The sequence below is a fragment of the Blautia wexlerae DSM 19850 genome (assembly GCF_025148125.1).
In the GTDB taxonomy this organism is placed as follows: domain Bacteria; phylum Bacillota; class Clostridia; order Lachnospirales; family Lachnospiraceae; genus Blautia_A; species Blautia_A wexlerae.
This window is the reverse complement of sequence record NZ_CP102267.1, coordinates 187501-208900: the sequence shown is the minus strand read 5'-3', so window position 1 is coordinate 208900 and position 21400 is coordinate 187501. Positions and strand designations below refer to the sequence as shown.

The window sequence follows — 21400 nt, the reverse complement described above, 5'->3', positions numbered from 1 at the left end:
TATAGGTATATTACGGAATAATTTCCTATAACATGAAAAGTCTCAGCAACTCTGCCTCCGGAAGTGGTCTTGAGAAGTAATATCCCTGGACCATGTCCACGCCCCATTCTCTCAGCAGACTCACCTCTTCTTCTGTTTCTGCTCCTTCTGCTACAATTGTATAACCCATATTCTGCATAACCGTCACAATACTGTGGTAAAAAACAGCAGCCTGTTCATCACAGGTAATCCCTGTTAACAACGATCTGTCCATTTTCACCACATCAAACGGAAGTCTCAATACTGCATTCAGATTTGCATACCCTGAACCAAAATCATCCAGACATAATCCGATTCCCGCATTCGTAAAATCCTCCACAGCTTTGCAGAAACTTTCACTATATTCAGTTGCCACTGTCTCAGTAATCTCAAACTGAAAATATTTCGGTAAAAGCTCATGCTCCTTCACTATATTAATCAGAAGCTGACTGTGTCCCGGTTTTAGCAGTTCGGAAGGTGACAGATTGAACTTTACATTCTTAATCTGTTTCATCATATATTCATTCTCTTTAATAAAACGGCACACCCTTCTGAACTGAAGCAGTCCGATCTGTGCAATGAGCCCCTGCCTTTCTGCAATACCGATAAACACATCCGGCGGGATCATTCCCATACAGGGATGCTTCAGCCTGCTCAAAGCTTCGAGAGTAATATAACGATCTTCCTTTGTCCAGAATACCGGCTGATAGTACACTTCAAACAGGTCTTTATCCACTGCTGTTTTCAGGAAATGCTCCACCTCTTTTTCATAACGGAAGCCCTCCAGAATCCTGTCATCTGACTGAATCACTACCGTTTCATCTGCACGTTTTACCAAAGATATCAGATACTCGATATATGCCAGCAGTACATCTTCCTTCTCCATCTTTTCACCGTTGATAATCCCGCAGATGATTGCCGGAAAAGTGATTTTTTCCCCGTCAGTTTCAAAAGGTTCTTTGAAATAGTTCTCAATCTCCTGTCTGTTTTTCTCATATTCTGTCAATGAATCTGTAATGATCAGAAAACAGTTTCCTGTGGTTCGGAACACCTGTACAGAACCTGTAATGTTTTGCAGTTCTCTTGCAATCTGTACCAGAAGCAGATCACCTGTACTGCTTCCGTAAACCTTATTAATCTGTTTCAGCATAAACAGCTCTACAGCAATCACATGAAACTCGATTCCTTTGGTAAATTTCTCCTGTATCCAGTTATCAAAATACCTTTTATCAAATGCTCCTGTTGTACTGTCTATATAATCACCTGGATTGTTCATCATAAGATAGAGAAATATGAGACCAAGTGCCAGTCCAAAATCTGACAGAAATATGTACCCTGTGTACAGTTCCACTCCTATACATACGCCTTCGATCACAAGAATTTTGCCTGCAATACTCATCTTTTCCGGCGTATAGTCCTCCCTGCTTCTGATCATACGCAGCATTATCAGAACGATATAAACCAGGGCATAAAGATAAAGAAACACATACCCTGTTCCTTTTTGAAAAACGTCATTACTGTCAAAACAGAAAAATCCCCCGCTTCCAAGGTTTCCAAGTACAGCTATCATCATAGCCACCGTAATCCCGGCACAGATCACAGATAATGCACCGCTCTTTTTCTCATTTTCATGCGAATCAGGAATACATGAATACAAAATATAAGGAATCAGAATATCAAGCAAATAGATTCCTGTCAGAATACCCATGACAGTTCCTTCATCTTCCGCTGTGTAATTCATAATTGTCAGCGTACCCAACAGGTCAGACAAAATATATAAACCGCTCAGGACAAGTATATATGTAAATGTTTTCACATTTGCATTATGCAGTTTCTTCTGCGTCAGAAAATGATATAAGAGTAACGCTGTAATAATAACTGCCGCTACCTGAAAGTTTATATTATAATTCATATGTCTTTCTCTCTTTCATTTTATTCTGATACATATTCGTATCTGCCTCATACTTCCATTCACCGGTTGTCTTCAGCTTTCCCCTGTCATCCCGAATTGAACTGAAACCTCTTGAAATAGACATGCGATATCTGCTGTTTCTGTTATAACGCCTTATTTCTTTATCCAGTTTCTCAGACAATACATTCCTGTCTTCCTCCGGATCAAACACAACTACCGCAAACTCATCTCCTCCTGTGCGATAACATTTTCCGATTGCTCCAAAAACATTCTCAATGCATCTGGCAGCCGCCACAATAACCTCATCTCCTGCCGCTCTGCCAAAATCATTATTGATCCTGCGCAGATAATCAATATCCATAAAGACCAGCAGGATATCCTTATGCTCATTCATGGTTTTCGGAATTTCCGCCAGCAGATTTTCAAAAGGTTCCCTGCTCTGCATTCCGGTCATCCAGTCCTCTTTCATCAGTCGTTCATATGCCTGCATTTCTGTCCGGTAACGGACCTTTCCAACAAGACTGATCACAGTATCTGCAATGATCATAACCAGAAATACCAGTATTCCAAACTCAAATATTGCTCCATAATAGGATATTTCAAACAGCCAGTACAATGACAGTGACAAAAGTCCACTGAACAATAATATCATATAAGCGATCAATATGATCTGCACACTTCGATCCGGCTTCTTTCTATATTCTTTCCAGAGCAGTACCGCTACGATCAGTACCCACGTTATCAGCAGAACATGTGTTACAAACAGCATATCTGCAAACGTGAATACCCCGAAATAGGCCAGAAGTCCCTGAATAAATGCATTCAGATAAAACACAGCAATTCCTGCATCCAGAATGCGTTCCTTTTTCAGTCCACCTATTTTCTGGGCAAAATGCAGCATCGGTACCGAATGTAACATAAACATATAAAAAGAAATCGTACAAAGCATATCCGGATGACTGCTATAGGTCTGGATCGCAGAAGAATCTGTAATCAGCCAGACTGCACATATCATAAGGAACAATGCTACATCGCGAAATCTGTCATCCGGCATCTGACGGTATTTCAGATAAACTGTAATCAACAGAGAAATAACGCTCAAAACAAGAAAACACAAAGCAATACCTATAACTATTCCTGAATTCTGTAAATGTAAAGCAATGACTGCACTTCCGGTTCCAATATAAACAGAAGTCAAAACATACTTTCCGTGATGTGGATTTGAATAAACCAGCTTCAGCGGCTCATTCTGCATGTCTGTAGGGATTTCCCCTACACATTCCAGTTTTGATTTCATCTGCGTATTCCTTACAAAGGTTGTATCCTGATATTCATAGATGGGACGGTCACCCAGCCAGATTTTCAGATCATACTGTGCACCTCTGGTTGTAACTACCTTACCGGCATCCAGATCAGTAATCCCGTCATTATATAATATCAGTTCTTCCCCTTTCTCTGCCTGTATTGTATCCGGAAGAGTAACTTCTGTTCTTTTTCCGTTGTCATAATAGTACCAGCCAGAAGATATCTTCCTGATCTGGTTCACCGGCTGCATCTTTTCTCCCAGTGACATAACTCCCAGAACAGCAGCAAAAACAGCCATCACCATGATAAACAGAAATATCTCTATGTTTTCTTTTTTCTTCTTCTGATTATATTTCACACGCTTCTCCTTCTCTTATTTCCAGAATCATAACTGTTTATAGCAGTCCTCGTAAGTAATGCATTTAAGACAGTTCAGCAGAATTTCACACTCTGATGAGCTGGATTAAGATACATTATTTTAGAGTATTGCCATAGTATCTCAGCAGGATAATAAACTGCTGAATAGTTACCTTTATATATTTTCTGAAGGTGCTATCAAAAAATAATATAAAGGTACTATAAAGCAATGTTAACATTCCACTATAAAAAATACAAGACACAAAAACAGCCACCTTTTACAGTGGCTGTTTTACTGTTACTGTTCTTTTTTCCTGTTGATGATCCGTCTCATTATACTGCTCAAAACGGCTCTCAATCTCTACCAGCATATTCGCATATTCTCTTAATTCCTCTTTTAGCTGTTCCTTATCTGTGCGTTCCTTTTTGTAGGAAATCCGATGCTCCATACTGGCCCAGAAATCCATGGACATAGTACGAAACTGTATCTCCACCGGGAAGTATTCCATTCCATCCAGACAATATACCGGCACTCCTACGATCACATGATAGCTCCGATATCCATTTGGCTTCGGGTTTCCAATGTAATCCCGTTCTTTGATTACTATCAGATCACTCTGACTCTTCAGAAGTTCTGTCAGATTATAGATATCATCTACAAAATAGCAGATTACCCTGACACCTGCAATATCCTGAAGATAATCCTTCGCATTCATCACAGTAGGTTCTTTTTCCTTTCGCTGCAGTTTTTCTTCAATACTCTGTTTCTTCTTAATCCTGCATTGGATGTTGTGGATCGGTCTTGCAGATGCCTCACCGTACAGGTTGTGATTCAACACATCAAGACGTGTGAGAAGCATCTGTTTAGCATCTTCATATGGTTGTATAAATTCATAGTATTCTTCATCTGTCATATTATTTCTCCTGTAAAAACCTCTGCAGTTATTCTTCTGTCTTTCATATTTCTTATTCTGTACTTCTTTGCAGAGCTTGGCATTTTTCCACATTTGTACTGCAAAATAACCATTTTTTCCCCATTACGTTTCCATCATACAAAAGAAATGTGTTTAATCAGTGTCCCAATTCTAATCATTTTATAAACAAAATTCTCGTCTGCTTACACTTACATACGGCACTGCTTCTCATGCACAATCCCGCCACACTCAGAGCATCAGCAGACTTATAGGAAATAAAAAAGCCCTGACTGTAACAGTACTCCATTACAGCCGGTGCTTTTTTTATTTCATCTTATAACCATTATTAATTACATAATCTTACGGAACAGGTCTTTCAGATCTTCTACGCTTGCATCTTTCGGGTTTCCCGGTGCGCATGCGTCTGCATGTGCGGATTCTGCCAGGAACTGGAGATCTTCTTCTTTGATTGCTTCCAGTTTAGTCGGGATTCCTACATCAACAGAGAGTTTCTTAACAGCTTCGATTGCTGCTTTTCTGTATTCATCCTGAGACATTTCATCTACGCCTTTGACACCCATTGCTCTGGCGATCTCACGATATTTCTCACCTGTGCATTCCTGATTGTATTCCATAACAATTGGAAGCATCATTGCGCAGGCAACACCGTGTGGTGTGTCATAAACAGCACCAAGTGTATGAGCCATGGAATGAGCGATTCCAAGACCTACGTTAGAGAATCCCATACCAGCGATATACTGTCCAAGAGCCATTCCTTCACGACCTTCTTTTGTGTTTTCAACAGCACCGCGGAGAGATTTGGAGATCAGCTCGATTGCTTTTAAATGGAACATATCTGTCATTTCCCACGCAGCTTTTGTTGTATATCCTTCGATTGCATGAGTGAGGGCATCCATACCTGTGGAAGCTGTCAGTCCCTTTGGCATGGAGGACATCATTTCAGGATCAATAACTGCGATGATCGGCATGTCATGTGGGTCAACGCATACAAATTTACGTTTTCTTTCTACATCTGTGATAACGTAATTGATAGTTACCTCTGCTGCTGTACCTGCTGTTGTCGGAACTGCAATGATCGGTACACAAGGTTTCCTGGTCGGAGCTGTACCTTCCAGACTCCTTACATCTTCGAATTCAGGGTTTGCAATAATAATACCGATTGCTTTGGAAGTGTCCATGGAAGAACCACCGCCGATTGCGATCAGATAATCCGCTTCAGAATTCTTAAATGCCTGAACACCGTGCTGTACGTTCTCGATTGTCGGGTTCGGTTTGATGTCTGAATACAGTTCATATGCAAGTCCGTTTTTCTCAAGAATATCTGTAACTTTACTTGTTACATGGAATTTTACAAGATCAGGGTCAGAACATACGAAAGCTTTCTTAAAGCCATGTGCTTTTGCTTCGTTTGCGATTTCCTCGATTGCTCCTGCTCCGTGATAAGATGTCTGATTTAAGTTAATTCTGTTTGCCATAATGATTTCCATTCCTTTCAGTATTAGGTAAGCTTCCGCAGCGCTTATCTTTGTTATTATATTAACAATGCGAAACAAAAAAAGAAAGTTACACTTTCGTTCAAATGTAACTTTCTCACAATGTTTGTGCAATAGTGCCGAAAAACTGTGTGCAAAATTATGCACTAATATTGTTATATTTATGACAATATTTCCAACTTTTCAAACAATTCCGAGAGTTTTCCCGGCATCCCGTCAACTAAAATTTTCGCCAGTCCCTCCGGTGCACATTCCAACTCTCCCAGTACCCATTTTACAGTCATATAAATAGAACTCTGGCAGTACATTTCCAGAATACAATGTATAGTCTCATCCGGGATTCTTCCTGTTTTCTCACGGATCAGATTCTCATAGAAATCCAGGATCAGTTCAAAATCATGCTGGCGCAGACTGTTCTGACTGTCATATTTAAATGCTGCTGCAAAGAAAATATGCTCTTCCTGAATATAGGTAAACTTCTTTACCAGAGCATCATAAACAGTTTTCCCCATTCCCATATGCTCAAAGGATTTCGCCAGAAGCTTATCGAAATACCAGTTGATCAGGTCAAATTTGTCCATAAAATTCCGATAGAAAGTCTGCCTCGTAACACCACAATTCTCTGTGATCTGTTTTACTGTAATGTTATCTACAGACATCGTTTTCATACATTCCTTCATTGACCGCGCAAGACGGTATTTCGTTTTCTCACCCTTACCTGCTTCATTTATCATATCCATACAAATTCCTCTCACAGATAAAACTTCGTGTGTTCATTATATCAATTTCTTCCCTGTATTTCCAGATAGTTTCTTCCTGAAATTCGTATTTTAAGGAGCATATTTTAGTTATTGTTCACACACCACTATTCCGCGAGGTGTTTTGGCATGAATATGCCAAAATCCCGAGACATACAAGCCAAAATTCCATTGCCGCAGGCAATCTGGAATGAATTTTGGCTACGTTACTGTGAACGAAGTGAACAGTAATATATTTTATTTTGATTTTTCTGTTTTTATTTACTTCAAAATGTTATAATCATAAAAGATAAAAAATAAATAATCCGCTTTAAGAAGGGAGACATTCTTATGGATTTAATAAAAGAAGCACTTTCCATGGGTTTCGCAGATGCAGCGATCATGGATACAAAAGACCTGGTATTTGTACCGGAATACAGGCAGTTCTGCGAGGACAATCTCTGTGGAAATTATAACCTGGTTCCTGCATGTCCGCCTGCCTGCGGTACTGTAGAAGAAATGCAGGCAAAGGCATTGAAATATGAAAAGGCACTGGTTCTCCAGACTGTTCTGAAAGATCCGATCATGGATCCGGTTCTTTTCAAGCAGGCGAAACATGCACAGAATATTCTTACAGAACAGCTTGCCAGACAGATGCAGGAAGCGGGAAAAGAAGATATCCTGATCATGAGCGCAGGACCGTATAAGAATTGTTCCTGTATGTCCGCCTACAGTGTAGATGCACAGAAAATGGCTGATGCAGTAGGTATGGTCTGCTGGGCAGATGACTCAGATGTAAGATTCTTTACACAGATTCTGTTTCACGAAGATTATAGCAAGCCTCATAAATAATGCATATTGATTAAGAGGCTTGCTATAGTATAAAATACGGCTGACTATATCCGCATTTAACCCGGATATAGTCAGCCGTATTTTTATACTCTGTTTTTATATTTATGTCGAACCGATAAGCTCATTTGCTTTGCTATTCACTTGCGTTGGTCGAACCCATTTCTGTCTTACTTAAGTATTTATTTATCCTCATGATGCTTATGATGTTCATGCCGTTTATGATGTTTTTCCTCTGATTTATGATGATGGTGTCCATGCTTATGTTTCTCATTTCCGCACACTTCACATCCTACTTCAATCTTACCCTGTGTATCCTCATCCCAGGTACCATAAGAAACCATCGGCGTATCCTTCATAATGCACAGACTGATGGTCTGATAAAGAATAATACCACCCATTTTGGCTCTGTATACAAACAGTTCACGTCCAAAATAATCGCAGATTCTTCCCAGTACTTCGCCTTCTTTAAATGTCTCACCGGGCTGTTTCGCCGGATACCAGCAGCCTGATACCGGGGCATCTTCATAAATCACAGGACTTACTTCTATCGGTGGTTTGCCATGAATATGAGACTTCCCACGAAGGATTCCCAGATGTCTGATGATATTCTTCACATCATGAACATCCTCCGCTACCAGATCTTCGCACCAGCGGGAACTATGTCCACGTTCCAGCAGGATACTCGGGATTCCCATGCTTCCGGCGTAGTTGTAGGCTCCACCTGTTCCACACATGGAAGTTACCAGATAGTCCACATGTGCGATTTCCGCCATCTCCCGGCTCTTTGCGGCTACTTCCGAAGCTGCTGCACCTGTACAGTATACATAAGATACCAGACCTTCAAATCCGTCACCGCAATGCAGATCCACATAGTAATCTGCCTTCTGGAAAAATTCTGTCACAACCGTATAAGCAATCCTGTCACTGAGCGTCCCGTTTGGATTTCCAGGGAAAACTCTGTTCAGGTTTTTTCCATCCTCATAGGTAAGACTCATGGTACGGTGCTCAAATCCCGTCCTGTTCATCAGACGGATCACAATGATATTTCCTGCGATCTTCTTCGGATCCAGTTCATCTGCAAGCTGCATGGCAGCCTGAATCCCTACATATTCTGCATTATGCACGCCGCCGGAAATAAGAACCGTTCCGCCTTCTTTTTCTCCGCAGATCAGTGTTACCGGAATTCCGAATTCTGCACCAATAACATGCACATACCCAGATACTTTCTCACCCGGCTTCGCCTCCAGATCTGCTACCCGTAATGTCCTCATTTGCTTATTCCCCGTCAAAGATACGCGCCTTGGCATCTTCTACAGAATAACTCTCTGTCAGTTCTTTGAACTTCTCAGGTGCAGCACTGTCATCAAATACCTTGATCACGCCCTGAAGATCATCACAGCTATACGCATTTTCATAGATACCTGTTGCATATCCATAAAGCTCTTCATAATCTTTCTCATTTGTTGCAGTCCAGAAGCCCTGGTACAGACGTGCTGCCTGTCCGTTCTCTTTTACTGCATCCTGATTTCCTGTGATGGCATTGTAGATCATGGCAAATGCAGGACCTGCCAGAGATGCATATTTTCCCTGTACATAATCAACAGGTGGATTTCCGAACATATCTTTCTTCTGGAAGATTTCATAATTTCCATCAGTGAAACTGTCGATAGAGCCTACCAGAATATTGCTGTTCTGTTCTTTCTCCTTATCTGCGATTTTATCCAAATAAGTGGAAACATGGAACGCACTCATCAGCGCATCACAGTTTCCATCTGCAAATGCAGTGCTCAGATTTTCAAGTCCCGGTCCGTCCTGCTCTGTGTATCCCGGACAGATCGTAACCTGTACAGAACCATCTTCACTGGAAAGCTTTGTAACTTCTTCTGTTGTAGAAAGTGTTTCTGCCTCTTCTGTCAGAACCAGCCCTGCTTTCTCTTCCAATGTATTGAGCATTCCCCAGGTTCTCACCTGATGCAGGCGGTTTCCTGAAGAAGCACCACCGGACATGATCACAAAATTCTTCGCACCCTTATCCAGAAAATACTCTGTCATATCGCATCCGCTCTGGTACACATCTTCCAGCTTTGGTCCCACGCTTCCCATATAATAGGGATTATCTTTTACTGCTTCATAATTCTCATCGCTGATAGTGTTGGAACCAAGTGCATAATACATCTCTTCCTTTTCACATTCCTCAATGATATCCTGAATTCCTGAAGCAAATCCGCCGAAAGAAATGATTCCTTCTGCGCCCTGCTCTTTCATTTTATCAATATACTGAATCTCATTCTCTGCGCTGGTTGTCTTGCCGGAGAAAATGAATTTCACAGGAAAACCTGCCTGAATATAGTCGCGGTAGTAGTCAGAGAACATTTCCATCTCTGAGGCATCCGGATCATATACGACGACACCAATTGTATGCACCTCTCCATCTGCATAGGTTTCAGTGGCAGCCCAGGCAGGGGTTGTAACTCCAAGCGCAAGAACCGCACTCAGTGTCAGACTGATAAACTTTCTTCTCATTACACCTTCCCCCTTTCCTTCAATTTTTCAGATGCTCCTCCACATAGAAACAAGCTGCTTCATGTCCGGGAGCAATCTCTTTCAGCTTCGGCATCTCTGCCTTACATCTGTCTGTGCAATGCTCACAGCGGTTCTGGAAAGGACAACCCTTGGGTACATCCAGAGGACTTGGTGCTTCACTCTCGATACTTTGGATCTTCTGGCTGGGATCCATATGAATGGAGAACTGTGCACCCAGAAGTGCCTGTGTATATGGATGCACTGCATACTCTGTAACATCTTCACCTGGAATAACCTCTACGATATTTCCCAGATACATAACAGCGATCTGATGGGCAAAAGAGCGGATCAGCGCCAGGTCATGGCAGATGAAAAGCATGCTGATATTTTTTTCTTTCTGAAGGCGTACCAGAAGCTCGATCACAGATTCCTGTACAGAAACATCCAGTGCAGAAGTCGCCTCATCACAAACCAGAATCTCCGGTTCCAGTGAAAGCGCTCTTGCAATACTGATTCTCTGTCTCTGTCCGCCACTCATGTTGTGAGGATAACGATCTACGAAATCTCCAGGCAGCTCTACCATTTCCAGCAGTTCTCTTGCTTTGGCTTCTTTCTCGCTTTTCTTTAATTTTCCGAAGTTGATCAGTGGCTCTGTAAGGATATCCACGATCTTCATCTTCGGATCAAAGGATGCCAGCGGATCCTGGAAAACCATCTGCATATTCTGGCGGTTTAACCATGTTTCCTTTTTGGAAAGATCAGCAAGGTTTTTGCCATGATACAGAATCTCACCGCTGGTAGGCTTGTCAAGGGAAATAACCATCCTTACGAATGTGGATTTACCACATCCGCTCTCTCCTACAATTCCTAATGTCTTGCCCTTATAGACATTCAGGTTAATGTCATTGCAGGCTGTCAGTGTCCGTCCATGGGAGGCCGGAAACTGTTTTACGATGTGCTTTGCATTGAGCACGATATCTGATTCCTTAAACAAAACGGCGTCCCTCCATTTCCGGTACTGCTGCCAGAAGTTTCTTTGTATAATCACTGGTCGGATGATTCATAACCTCATCCCTTGTTCCCTGATCCACCACTTTGCCATGCTGCATAACAATCAGCTGGTCTGCCATATAAGCAGCTACACCAATGTTATGGGTTACGATGATAATGCCTGTGTGGAAATCGTCACGCAGCTCCATCATCTGACGAACAATCTGTGCCTGTGTAGTCACATCCAATGCACTGGTGGGTTCGTCTGCCAGAAGCAGTTCAGGATTAAAGGTCATTGCCATGGCAATACCCACACGCTGACGCATACCACCGGAAAGCTGATGAGGATAACTGTTCATAATATTCTCTGCTTCCGGGAGACGCATTTTCTCCAGCATGCTTACTCCTTTTTTCCACGCTTCATCTTTTGACACTTTTGAATGAGTACAGATGTATTCCACGAACTGGCTTCCAATCTTACGGATCGGATTCAGGGTTCCGCCGCAGTCCTGGAAGATCATGGATATACGTGTTCCTCTTAACTGTCTCCATTCATCCTTGGTATTGGTCAGCAGGGATTTTCCGTTAAAGAGGATATCTCCCTGTGTTACCTTACCGCCCCCGGCAAGTGCGCCGAGGACAGCTCTGATAACAGTGGTTTTTCCACTTCCACTCTCACCTACAACACTGATGATCTCGCCCTTCTTCATGTTCAGGTTGAAATGCTCGATAGTAGGTGCCTGCTTTCCATACCGGACTGAGAGATCCTTTATTTCAAGCATAAATAACGCTCCTTCTTACTTGTTGCTGTGTTTTTTGGATTATATCTGTGTCCATCTTTTCTGATATCCCGATGAACAGACATAATCCGTGCAGTCTCATTCAGAAATTAATATCTCTGAATATAATTACTCAGCAAGTGTGATGTCTTTTGTCAGCCAGTAGTAATCCATCGGATACATCTTCACGCCTGTGACTCTCTTGTTGGAGAACAGATAAGTTGTCTCATATCCGAAGAATACAGTTGCTGCATCATCCATGATATCCTGCTGGATCTTGATGATCAGGTCTTTTCTTTCTTCTTCGTCAAATGTTCCTGCAAGCTCATCAAGAAGTTCATCTACTTCCGGATTGTTGTATCCTGTTGTGTTGTTTGCAGATTTGCTGTACCAGTTCTCTCTTAAATAGTTCTCCGGATCTCCTGTATTAGCTACAAGTACGTTCCAGATAAGAAGGTCATACTGACCGGAATCTCTCATGTCGAGAAGTGTTTCATAGCTTACTGTATTCAGGTTTACATTGATACCAATCTCTTTCAGGCTGGCCTGTGCTGCCTGTGCGTAAACACCAAGCTCTGCACGGCTTGTATAGATAACGAAATCAAGTGTCAGAGGATCTCCGTCCGGTGTTTCCACGAATCCGTCACCGTCTGTATCTTTGTATCCTGCTTCCTCAAGGATTGCTTTCGCACCTTCCGGATCATAGCTGTTCTCATCGTTCAGATCATCAAATCCGAAGTCAAGTGTAGGAGGTACCGGTGCTTTACCTGCTGTAGCTCCACCCTCAAGAAGAACGTCACAGTATGTCTGTTTGTCAAGTCCGCGCAGAAGTGCCTGACGAAGCGCTTTATCGCTGAGTGCACGGCCTTCACTCTGGTTCATGAATGCATATGTGGAACGCAGGGACTGAAGCTCCTGGATCTCATAATTGTCATTTCCTTCAAACTCAATAAGGTTCTCTGTCTTTAAGTTATAAGCAATATCGATCTCGCCTGTCTGAAGAGCCATGGAACGTGTTGTCTGATCATCTACACATTTCAGTGTTACTCTGTCAAGCGGAACTTCGCCATCCCAGTAGTTCTCATTCTTAACTACAACACAGGAGTCTGTAGGGCTGAAAGATTCTACTGCGTAAGGTCCTGTACAGATCGGTCCTTCCATTGCAAATGTAGAATCATCTACGTTTGTATCTACGATCAGGAATAATGGGTCTGCAAGGCTTCCTGCCATGTTTGCGTTTGCTCTGTTTAAGTGGAAGATCAGGTTCTGTCCGTCTACTTCCATGCTGTCCAGATCAAAGAACTCCGGTACTCGGTCACTCTTGTCAACTGTACGCTGAATAGATGCCATTACCATCTCCGGTGTCATATCATCACCGTTGGAGAATTTAACGCCTTCACGAATCTTGAATGTCCATGTTTTTCCGTCTTCGCTGTTCTCCCAGCTTTCTGCCAGACAAGGAACGATCTCACCTTCTTCATCGAATTTGGTAAGGCACTCACCGATAGCATAACGGGAAACAACCCAGCTGAAGTACTGCTCTGTAGGCTCCAGAGTATCAGCAAAGCTTGTTACACCGATTGTGATCTCTTTTGCATCTGCTGCGTGAGTTACGGTTGCCATGGAAAATGTCATTGTGCATGCAAGTGCTACTGCTAAAACTTTTTTAAATAATGTATTCTTCATATATTCCTCCTGAAATATTTAGGTAAGTGGTGAAGTCCGCGGTTCAGTACGGAAGCCGCAGAACTCTTTGTTTTTATTTTCTTATTTTATATTTTCTTACTCCTGTCTTGGGTCAAGAACGTCACGGATGCTGTCACCAAGCATGTTGAAGATAACTACGCAGATTACAATCGCGATACCTGGGTAGATCATCAGCCATGGTGCTTTTGCCATGTAAGTTCTTCCCTCGTTCAGCATCAGTCCCCATTCCGGTGTCGGCGCTGTAGCACCAAAACCAAGGAAGGATAAGGATGCCAGTTCCAGCATCATGGTTCCGATATCTGCTGCTGCAGTTACTACCATCTGAGTAACCATGTTCGGAAGAACATGTACCAGCAGGATCTTCCATGTCCTGGTTCCGTTTACGACTGCTGCTTCAATATAAAGGTTCTTCTTTACTCTCAGTACCATGCTTCGTGCAAGACGGGCATATTTGGTCCAACTTACCGCTGCAATGGAGATAACGGCATTCACAAGGTTTGGTCCCAGCATACCGGCGATTGCGATTGCAAGCACCAGACCGGGGAAAGAGATCATCATATCTGCGATACGCATGATCACACCGTCCACGATTCCTCCGAAGTATCCGGCGATCACTCCAAGAAATGTACCGATCACAAAGATAACTGCCACCAGACATAAGGTCATGATCAGAGAAGTTCTGGTTCCAAAAATAACTCGTGATAACAGATCACGTCCCAGCTTATCTGTCCCAAAGGGATGTGCAGAACTTGGAGCCTGAAGTGATTCCAGCATCACTGCATCCAGCGGGTCGTAGGGTGCGATCTGTGGGGCAAACACAGCCACACCGACTACGACCAACGCCAGTATCGAAAAAAGAGTAAACTGCTTATTTTCTTTAAATACTTTCGCTAACTTCAATTATCTATCCTCCTTAAGTCTTGGATCCAGATAAGTATAGGACAGATCCACAAGCAGATTGATACACATATACAGGATAGCGATCCACAGTACATATCCCTGAACCAGCGGATAATCGCGACAGGAGATTGCTTTGACTGCCATATTTCCCATACCCGGCCAGTTATAGATGATTTCAACGACTGCAGTACCGCCAAGAAGACTTCCCAGGGAAAGTCCAAGCAGAGTTACCAGCGGAAGCATTACATTTGGAAGAACATGTCTCCATAAAATCACACTCTCCTTGATACCTCTCATACGTGCACCTGTTACATAATCCTGATGAAGCTCCTCCAGAACCGCACTTCTCACCTGTCTGGTATATTTGGCAGACATGGCAAGCGCCAACGTAAGTGACGGCAGGATCATAGCCTTCAGATCAGTACTTCCTCCTGCTACATTTACCCAGCGAAGCTGTACACCGAAGATACTCAGTAAGATCAGGCCAAGCCAGAAGCTTGGTACGGATACCCCGATAAAAGTAATTCCTCTTACAAAGTAATCCGGGAATTTGTTCTGATACACTGCTGCCAGGATTCCCAGCGGAATGGAAATCACGATCATCATAAGCAGTGCCAGCAGAGACATCTTCAGGGTTGGCCAGAAACAGGATACAAGTTTCTGTACTACCGGCATCTTAAAGGAATAGGACTGTCCCATATCTCCGGTAAGTACACCCTTCAGCCAGGTTCCATACTGCACAAGAAAGGGCTGGTCAAGTCCCAGCTCATGCCTTGTCTGTTCCAGAAGCTCTGGTGTGGGAAGATTACCGCACTCTGTCAGCATGATCTCAGCCGGATCACCAGGAGACAGATAAGTCAGTCCAAAGGTTAGAAAGCTGATACCAAACAGGACGATCAGAATCTGCAGAAATCTTTTCCCGATTTGTTTTTTCGTCAAAATAATCTCCTTCCTACATCTTTCGTGAATTAAACCAATACCGGAAATGTTTCTGATTACTTTTACTCAGTAACATGGGGAATCCCCCCATAGGGGTTAATTTTCAGGCAAAAAAATAGCCCGCAATATGAAAACACCATACATACGGACACAAAATGACATGAAAAAATTATGCTTCCTATCTACCGTAAGAATCATTCCTATCCCAATTGTAAGCAGTTCTCCTGACTTAAGTTCACCACTTCGAAATCGCCTTCCCGGACCAACTTTAAAATCACATGATCCAGTGACATTTTTCATTCCGAAGCTCCCTCTTACAGTGACGGGATCGTACCGGACTTACACCGGTTTCTCTATTAATCCTTGTGGAACTTACAACGACTGGTTCAAAACCAATAAATGTTATTTAATTTTTACTATAATATTATAGAATATATTTTTTTACTTTGTCCAGTAATTAGCAAAAAAAGTCAAATTGTACATAAAAACATACAATCAGATTTTTTAATAAATAAACAAGGTTATTTTAACTTCCCAATATGATAGAACTTCCACAAAATAGCTTTTTTCTCAACAACTGTTGTCTTGTTCCTGCTGCTGTTCTATGCTAAAATATTTCCAGTATAAAATCATAAACCACAGACAGATCAGTACCCTGACATTTCCGGCACTGATCATATCTGATCATATTATACAAACTGTCAGGAAAGAGGCGATTACATTGAACATTGAAGATTCCTGTATTTCCTGCATTGACACAGACTGGTCCTACCAGCTTGCCAGACGCATGGAAAAAGAGAAAACAAACCCTGTTCTGGGCTATCGTACTGCAGGTTCCGCTGCTGAAACAGCTACAGGAGATATGTTATACAGGGAAATGAAAGCTATCGGACTTACCGATGTAACCAGAGATACATTCTCACTGGACGGATGGGAATTCGAGAAGGCAGTCCTGAAATTTACAGATGATGACGGGCAGGAACACACCTTTCAGATGGGCGGATATCAGACAAATTTCGAGACAGACGGATTTGAAGATTACGAACTCGTTTATCTGGGAAAAGGAACTGCCGCAGATTATGAAGGCATAAACGTAAAAGGAAAGCTAGTTATGGTTGAGATCAACCAGCGAGACGAATGGTGGATCAGCTTCCCTGTTTATCAGGCTTATCTGCGTGGCGCTGCTGCCCTGATCGCAGTTCAGGCAAACGGCTACGGAGAAATCGCAGAGTCTGCGCTGAATGCACAGGATATCGCAGGTCCTGATTTCGCACCTGCATTCTCTCTGTCTCAGGCAGATGCACGTATCCTGAAGCGTTCTCTCCGAAATAAAATTTCCGCCTGCGAAGACAACACCACTGATTCAGAAGATACCCATAACACTCCGGAACAGGATGCTGCTTTATTACGCAGATCCTCATTAAAAGTATCACTGGATGCCCGTTCCAGAGTGATTCCGGACACAACAGCAGGCAATATCACAGGTAAAATACAGGGGACTGAGACAGACTCTATGATCCTGCTGTCCGCACACTATGATTCCTATTTCGATGGATTCCAGGACGATAATGCGGCAGTCGCCATGATGCTCGGCATTGCCCGTTCACTTGTAAAGGGCGGCTATAAGCCTGCCCACACTCTCGTTTTCTGCGCAATGGCTGCCGAGGAATGGGGAATCATTGATTCCAAATACGACTGGTCTACAGGAGCCTACAATCAGGTATTCCGCGTACATCCTGACTGGCAGGGTAAAGTGATCGCAGACCTGAACTTTGAACTTCCTGCACACGCACACAATAGACAGGATGCCATCCGCTGTACCTATGAATATGCAGATTTCATCAGACAGTTTACAGACAGCCTGACTGTCCCGAAGGAAGCATATCCTGACGGGATCACGGCTCTCTCTCCCATCGAGACATGGTCTGATGATTTCTCCATGGCAATCGCAGGTATCCCATCCACAGTCAATGATTTCAGCGCCGGGCCCTTCATGCAGAATTATTATCATTCCCAATATGATAATCAGGATGTTTACCAGGAAGCTGTCTATCAGTTTCATCATGAATGCTATCTGAAACTGATCATGGCCATTGACAGACTTGTCCTGCCACCGATGAATTTCAGCAACACCATGAACGCGGTCGCAGAAAGTATCCACGAAAATGCACTCTCATTTGCTGATCCTGAGCAGAATGTTCTGCTCAGAAACCTGCAGACAATTACCGCTTCTGCCGAAAATATTTATGACAAAATCTGCCAGATTAATGCGGAATATGCCACACTTTCAGACTCCGACGCCCGCATTGCTTTCCGCCACAAATGGGAATATGCCGGACTGGAGCTGCTGAAAACTTTCCGCAAGGCACAAGACTATCTGGTACGTCTCAACTGGCAAGATGAAGTAATTTTCCCACAGGAAGCTGCCTCCAAAAATATCCGACAGCTGGAAAAAGCCAGCCGGGCTTTATCCGAGGGAAATATTACAGATGCATTGAAGGCCCTCTATCGAGTAGACAATAATATGTACGCATTTCTCTTCGATGAAGAAGTTTACTATCACTTCACCGAATACATTCTTCACCAGCCAAAAGACCGCCTGATGTGGGGTGCCGGACGTATCATGCATCACGAAAATCTCTACGGAATCGTGCAGAAACTGAAGCAGCGCATGGAAGAAGAAACACCGGAACTCGATAGTGAGATCCGTCGTCTGGAAGCTGCCCTGCGCAGACAGAAGGCTTATTATAAGGACGATATCCGCTACTTAAACACCTCCGTTAATAAGCTGTCTGCGATGTTGGATAACATCTATAATAATCTACTGTCTTTTTAAAAAACATTACCACTCCCGGGAACAGCAATGTTCCCGGCAATAAATAAGGAGATTACTACATACCATGGAAAGTGATAATTTGTACAGAGTACAGGAAGAAGATTTACCACGATTACAGAAACTGTTAACGGTCTGTTTCGCACAGGATCCGCTGTATCATACCCTGATTCCTGATGATGACACCAGAGAAAGACTTCTGCCGGAGCTCTTTTCCTGCGATCTGACGGAGTTCTTTCAGACATGCGAAATTTATTCTGACAGCAGCGAACTGAACAGTATCCTGGTTGTTTCTGACGAAAGCGAACCTTACAATTTTCTGCACTACTGTCTCACAGAGGCCAGAGCTGCACTTACCACTGACGGATGGCTGATCAAAGAAGATCCAAGCCTGAAAACCTTCTGGAATTTCATTCAGGGCAAAGACTACCTGAACTCAAGCTGGACTGATCAGCTTCACCAGACAGAACGTCTCCATGTGATCTACCTTGCGGTAGACCCGGGACACCAGCATCATGGGCTGGCAGAACTTCTGATGGATGAAGTGATAAATTACGCCCAGAAACACAAGATGCTGATTTCTCTGGAAACCCATAATCCCAATAACGTTCCTATTTATGAACACTTCGGATTTAAAACATACGGGATAGTGGAAAAACCTCATTTTGATCTGAAACAATATTGCATGATCCGAGAGGCTACTGTATAATCTGTCCCTGCACTGCTCTCGCAATTATTAACATAAAGACTCCGTAATTGATAAATTAACCTATTTTTCACTTACATTTTTGTCTATTTCTACGTCTAGTAATATTTATACTTTTATATTAAAATAGCATACAGATGTCGGATAAAACTTTTCCACATCTGTTTGTTTATAGTACCATGTGTACTTTTCCGCTACTATTCTTAATTACTGTTAACTGTTCGGAGACTTTCCATTCAACGGACTGCTGAACATCCACGATTACCAGAAATAAAAGTATTTACCTGGCAATAAAAATTTTAATAACCCCCAGAGTACACATCACTACACTGATAAGGAGGACTTATAATAATGGTACGAAATGCAATGAGCGCAACAGAATTTTATATTTTACAATATTTATGGACCAGAGAAACACCTGCAACTTTTTCTGAGATTATGGTTCACTTTAATGAGGAAGAAAAGAAAGCATGGAAGAAACAGACAGTAAACACATTTCTTTCCCGTCTGGCACAGAAGGGCTTTTTGAATATTGACAAGAGCGGAAAAAGAGCTATCTATATTCCATCTGTCACCTCAAAGAAATTCTATGAAAATTATGCCCAGGAGATTGTAAAGGATTCTTACAACGGAGCCATCAAAGATTTCATCGCTGCATTTACAGCAGGAAATAAATTAAGCGCAGCTGAGAAAGCTGAATTATTATCTTATATCCAGACACTTTAATCAGAAATGCTCAATAAAAAGGCTGTCATTAACAACAGCCTTTTTTATTTACAGAATTACTATAAATACCGGATCAGAGAAATTACTCTGACTCTTCTATATTTTCCAACGTAAGCTTATGATATGGCGTGCGCACATATTTTCCGTCGATCAACGGAATATCACTCTTATCTCCATCCGTTGCGATTACAAATGCAAGATTCAGCATTTCACGCGCCTGCCCCTCTTTATCATTATAAACCGTTCCAAGCATTTCCTCATTCTTTACAGCCTCAATCCCCTCATCTGTACGGTCGACCAGATTGACACACACCACATCACATCCTTTATCGATCAGGTTTTTCACCTGTTCATTCTGCGTCAGCTGACTCTGTGATGCATCCAGGATTTCCAGATTGATTGCCACACCGCTGGATTCCTCTTGCCAATGATTTTTTCAGGTTATATTTTTTCTATTGTGATTTTTTCATATTACTTCCTATTACATAATGTTCGGATCAAAAGGTATTTTTCACCTAACTTGATACCCACGAATTACTCCGCACTTTGCAGCTCCCGCAATTTTATTATATGTTTATATATACAGCATAAAAGCCACTCTACAGATTATTCATCCAAAGAGTGGCTATCCTTATTTTTATCAGATACTTATGGTAAGTATACCCGTATATTCATTTTTACACAAAAAAACCAGCTAACTGTTAGCTGGTTTCTCATTGTACCTTCAAAACTACATACATGTTGACATTTCCTTGAGATTCATTCTTCCTGCGATTCTTGGTCAAGCCCTCACCCGATTAGTAACAGTCAACTCCATGCATTGCTGCACTTCCACCTCTGCCCTATCTACCTCGTCGTCTTCAAGGGGGTTTACTTCTTTCGAATGGGATATCTCATCTTAAGGGGGGCTTCACGCTTAGATGCCTTCAGCGTTTATCCCTTCCGGGCTTGGCTACTCGGCCGTAGACTTGGCAGTCTAACCGATGCACCAGCGGCCCGTCCATCCCGGTCCTCTCGTACTAAGGACAGCTCCTCTCAGATATCCTACGCCCACGCCGGATAGGGACCGAACTGTCTCACGACGTTCTGAACCCAGCTCGCGTACCGCTTTAATGGGCGAACAGCCCAACCCTTGGGACCTACTACAGCCCCAGGATGCGATGAGCCGACATCGAGGTGCCAAACCACTCCGTCGATGTGAACTCTTGGGAGTGATAAGCCTGTTATCCCCAGGGTAGCTTTTATCCGTTGAGCGATGGCATTCCCACTTAATACCACCGGATCACTAAGCCCTACTTTCGTACCTGCTCCACCCGTCGGTGTCGCAGTCAAGCTCCCTTCTGCCTTTGCACTCTTCGAATGGTTTCCGTCCATTCTGAGGGAACCTTTGGGCGCCTCCGATACCCTTTCGGAGGCGACCGCCCCAGTCAAACTCCCCGTCTGGCATTGTCCCACCGCCGGGTCACGGCGGCTGGTTAGAAACCCAATACTGCAAGGGTGGTATCCCAACAGCGGCTCCATGGCAACTGGCGTTACCATCTCCTAGCCTCCCACCTATCCTGTACATGCAATACCGAGTCCCAGTACCAGACTGGAGTAAAGCTCCATGGGGTCTTTCCGTCCTGGCGCAGGTAACCAGCATCTTCACTGGTACTTCAATTTCACCGGATGCATTGTCGAGACAGCGC

At 43.0% G+C, this 21400-nt stretch carries 17 protein-coding genes, 1 rRNA gene and 1 riboswitch (1 of these 19 cut by a window edge); of the genes, 4 read left to right on the top strand and 14 right to left on the bottom strand.

Annotated features, from left to right (window positions below):
• Positions 1–25: 25 nt before the first annotated feature.
• The 5 genes from NQ550_RS00865 to NQ550_RS00845 form a co-directional block, all read right to left on the bottom strand.
• Positions 26–1930: an EAL domain-containing protein gene (locus NQ550_RS00865; protein WP_025577907.1), complete on the bottom strand. Its 1905-nt coding sequence runs from the start codon at positions 1928–1930 to the stop codon at positions 26–28.
• Positions 1920–3593 carry a GGDEF domain-containing protein gene (locus tag NQ550_RS00860; RefSeq protein ID WP_025577909.1) on the bottom strand — a complete coding sequence of 558 codons (1674 nt, stop codon included), beginning with the start codon at positions 3591–3593 and terminating at the stop codon, positions 1920–1922. Before NQ550_RS00860 ends, NQ550_RS00865 begins: the two co-directional genes overlap by 11 nt.
• 277 nt (positions 3594–3870) lie before the next feature.
• Entirely contained in the window at positions 3871–4506 is a 636-nt protein-coding gene (locus NQ550_RS00855) for a GTP pyrophosphokinase (protein ID WP_025577910.1), read from the bottom strand.
• Positions 4507–4856: 350 nt separating this feature from the next.
• A complete protein-coding gene (gene fucO, locus NQ550_RS00850; protein WP_025577911.1) occupies positions 4857–6002 on the bottom strand; it encodes a lactaldehyde reductase in 1146 nt (381 codons plus the stop codon).
• Positions 6003–6181: 179 nt separating this feature from the next.
• Positions 6182–6754: a TetR/AcrR family transcriptional regulator gene (locus NQ550_RS00845; RefSeq protein ID WP_197724767.1), complete on the bottom strand. Its 573-nt coding sequence runs from the start codon at positions 6752–6754 to the stop codon at positions 6182–6184.
• Between the two features lie 354 nt (positions 6755–7108).
• On the opposite strand from NQ550_RS00845, the gene NQ550_RS00840 reads away from it, so the two are divergent.
• A complete protein-coding gene (locus NQ550_RS00840; protein WP_008707157.1) occupies positions 7109–7609 on the top strand; it encodes a DUF2284 domain-containing protein in 501 nt (166 codons plus the stop codon).
• A 179-nt stretch (positions 7610–7788) separates the two neighbouring features.
• Here the strand turns inward: NQ550_RS00840 and NQ550_RS00835 are convergent, their stop codons facing one another.
• The 7 genes from NQ550_RS00835 to nikB form a co-directional block, all read right to left on the bottom strand.
• Positions 7789–8880: a succinylglutamate desuccinylase/aspartoacylase family protein gene (locus NQ550_RS00835; RefSeq protein ID WP_025580823.1), complete on the bottom strand. Its 1092-nt coding sequence runs from the start codon at positions 8878–8880 to the stop codon at positions 7789–7791.
• Positions 8881–8884: 4 nt separating this feature from the next.
• Positions 8885–10132, bottom strand: coding sequence for a type 1 periplasmic-binding domain-containing protein (locus NQ550_RS00830; RefSeq protein ID WP_025580824.1), 1248 nt, complete (start codon positions 10130–10132; stop codon positions 8885–8887).
• 19 nt (positions 10133–10151) lie between these two features.
• Positions 10152–11126, bottom strand: coding sequence for an ABC transporter ATP-binding protein (locus tag NQ550_RS00825; RefSeq protein WP_025580825.1), 975 nt, complete (start codon positions 11124–11126; stop codon positions 10152–10154).
• Positions 11119–11904, bottom strand: coding sequence for an ABC transporter ATP-binding protein (locus tag NQ550_RS00820; protein ID WP_025580826.1), 786 nt, complete (start codon positions 11902–11904; stop codon positions 11119–11121). Before NQ550_RS00820 ends, NQ550_RS00825 begins: the two co-directional genes overlap by 8 nt.
• A gap of 126 nt (positions 11905–12030) precedes the next feature.
• A complete protein-coding gene (locus NQ550_RS00815; RefSeq protein WP_029677255.1) occupies positions 12031–13587 on the bottom strand; it encodes an ABC transporter substrate-binding protein in 1557 nt (518 codons plus the stop codon).
• 96 nt (positions 13588–13683) lie between these two features.
• Complete coding sequence (gene nikC / locus NQ550_RS00810; RefSeq protein ID WP_025580828.1) at positions 13684–14508, bottom strand: nickel transporter permease; 825 nt, start codon at positions 14506–14508, stop codon at positions 13684–13686.
• Positions 14509–15447 carry a nickel ABC transporter permease gene (gene nikB, locus NQ550_RS00805; RefSeq protein WP_025580829.1) on the bottom strand — a complete coding sequence of 313 codons (939 nt, stop codon included), beginning with the start codon at positions 15445–15447 and terminating at the stop codon, positions 14509–14511. It abuts the gene before it with no gap.
• A gap of 197 nt (positions 15448–15644) precedes the next feature.
• Positions 15645–15838, bottom strand: a riboswitch (cobalamin riboswitch).
• Positions 15839–16234: 396 nt separating this feature from the next.
• Between nikB and NQ550_RS00800 the strand changes: the two genes are divergently transcribed.
• From NQ550_RS00800 to NQ550_RS00790, 3 genes are all read left to right on the top strand, one after another.
• Positions 16235–18283, top strand: a complete 2049-nt coding sequence (locus NQ550_RS00800; protein ID WP_081703323.1) for a M28 family peptidase — start codon at positions 16235–16237, stop codon at positions 18281–18283.
• 64 nt (positions 18284–18347) lie between these two features.
• A complete protein-coding gene (locus NQ550_RS00795) occupies positions 18348–18989 on the top strand; it encodes a GNAT family N-acetyltransferase (RefSeq protein WP_025580832.1) in 642 nt (213 codons plus the stop codon).
• 348 nt (positions 18990–19337) lie between these two features.
• Complete coding sequence (locus NQ550_RS00790) at positions 19338–19712, top strand: BlaI/MecI/CopY family transcriptional regulator (protein WP_008707184.1); 375 nt, start codon at positions 19338–19340, stop codon at positions 19710–19712.
• A gap of 82 nt (positions 19713–19794) precedes the next feature.
• Here NQ550_RS00790 and NQ550_RS00785 read toward each other — a convergent pair whose 3' ends face one another.
• Both NQ550_RS00785 and NQ550_RS00780 read right to left on the bottom strand, forming a co-directional pair.
• Positions 19795–20118: a type 1 periplasmic-binding domain-containing protein gene (locus NQ550_RS00785; protein ID WP_025580833.1), complete on the bottom strand. Its 324-nt coding sequence runs from the start codon at positions 20116–20118 to the stop codon at positions 19795–19797.
• A 371-nt stretch (positions 20119–20489) separates the two neighbouring features.
• Positions 20490–21400: ribosomal RNA gene (locus NQ550_RS00780) — 23S ribosomal RNA — on the bottom strand (it continues 1973 nt past the right edge of the window).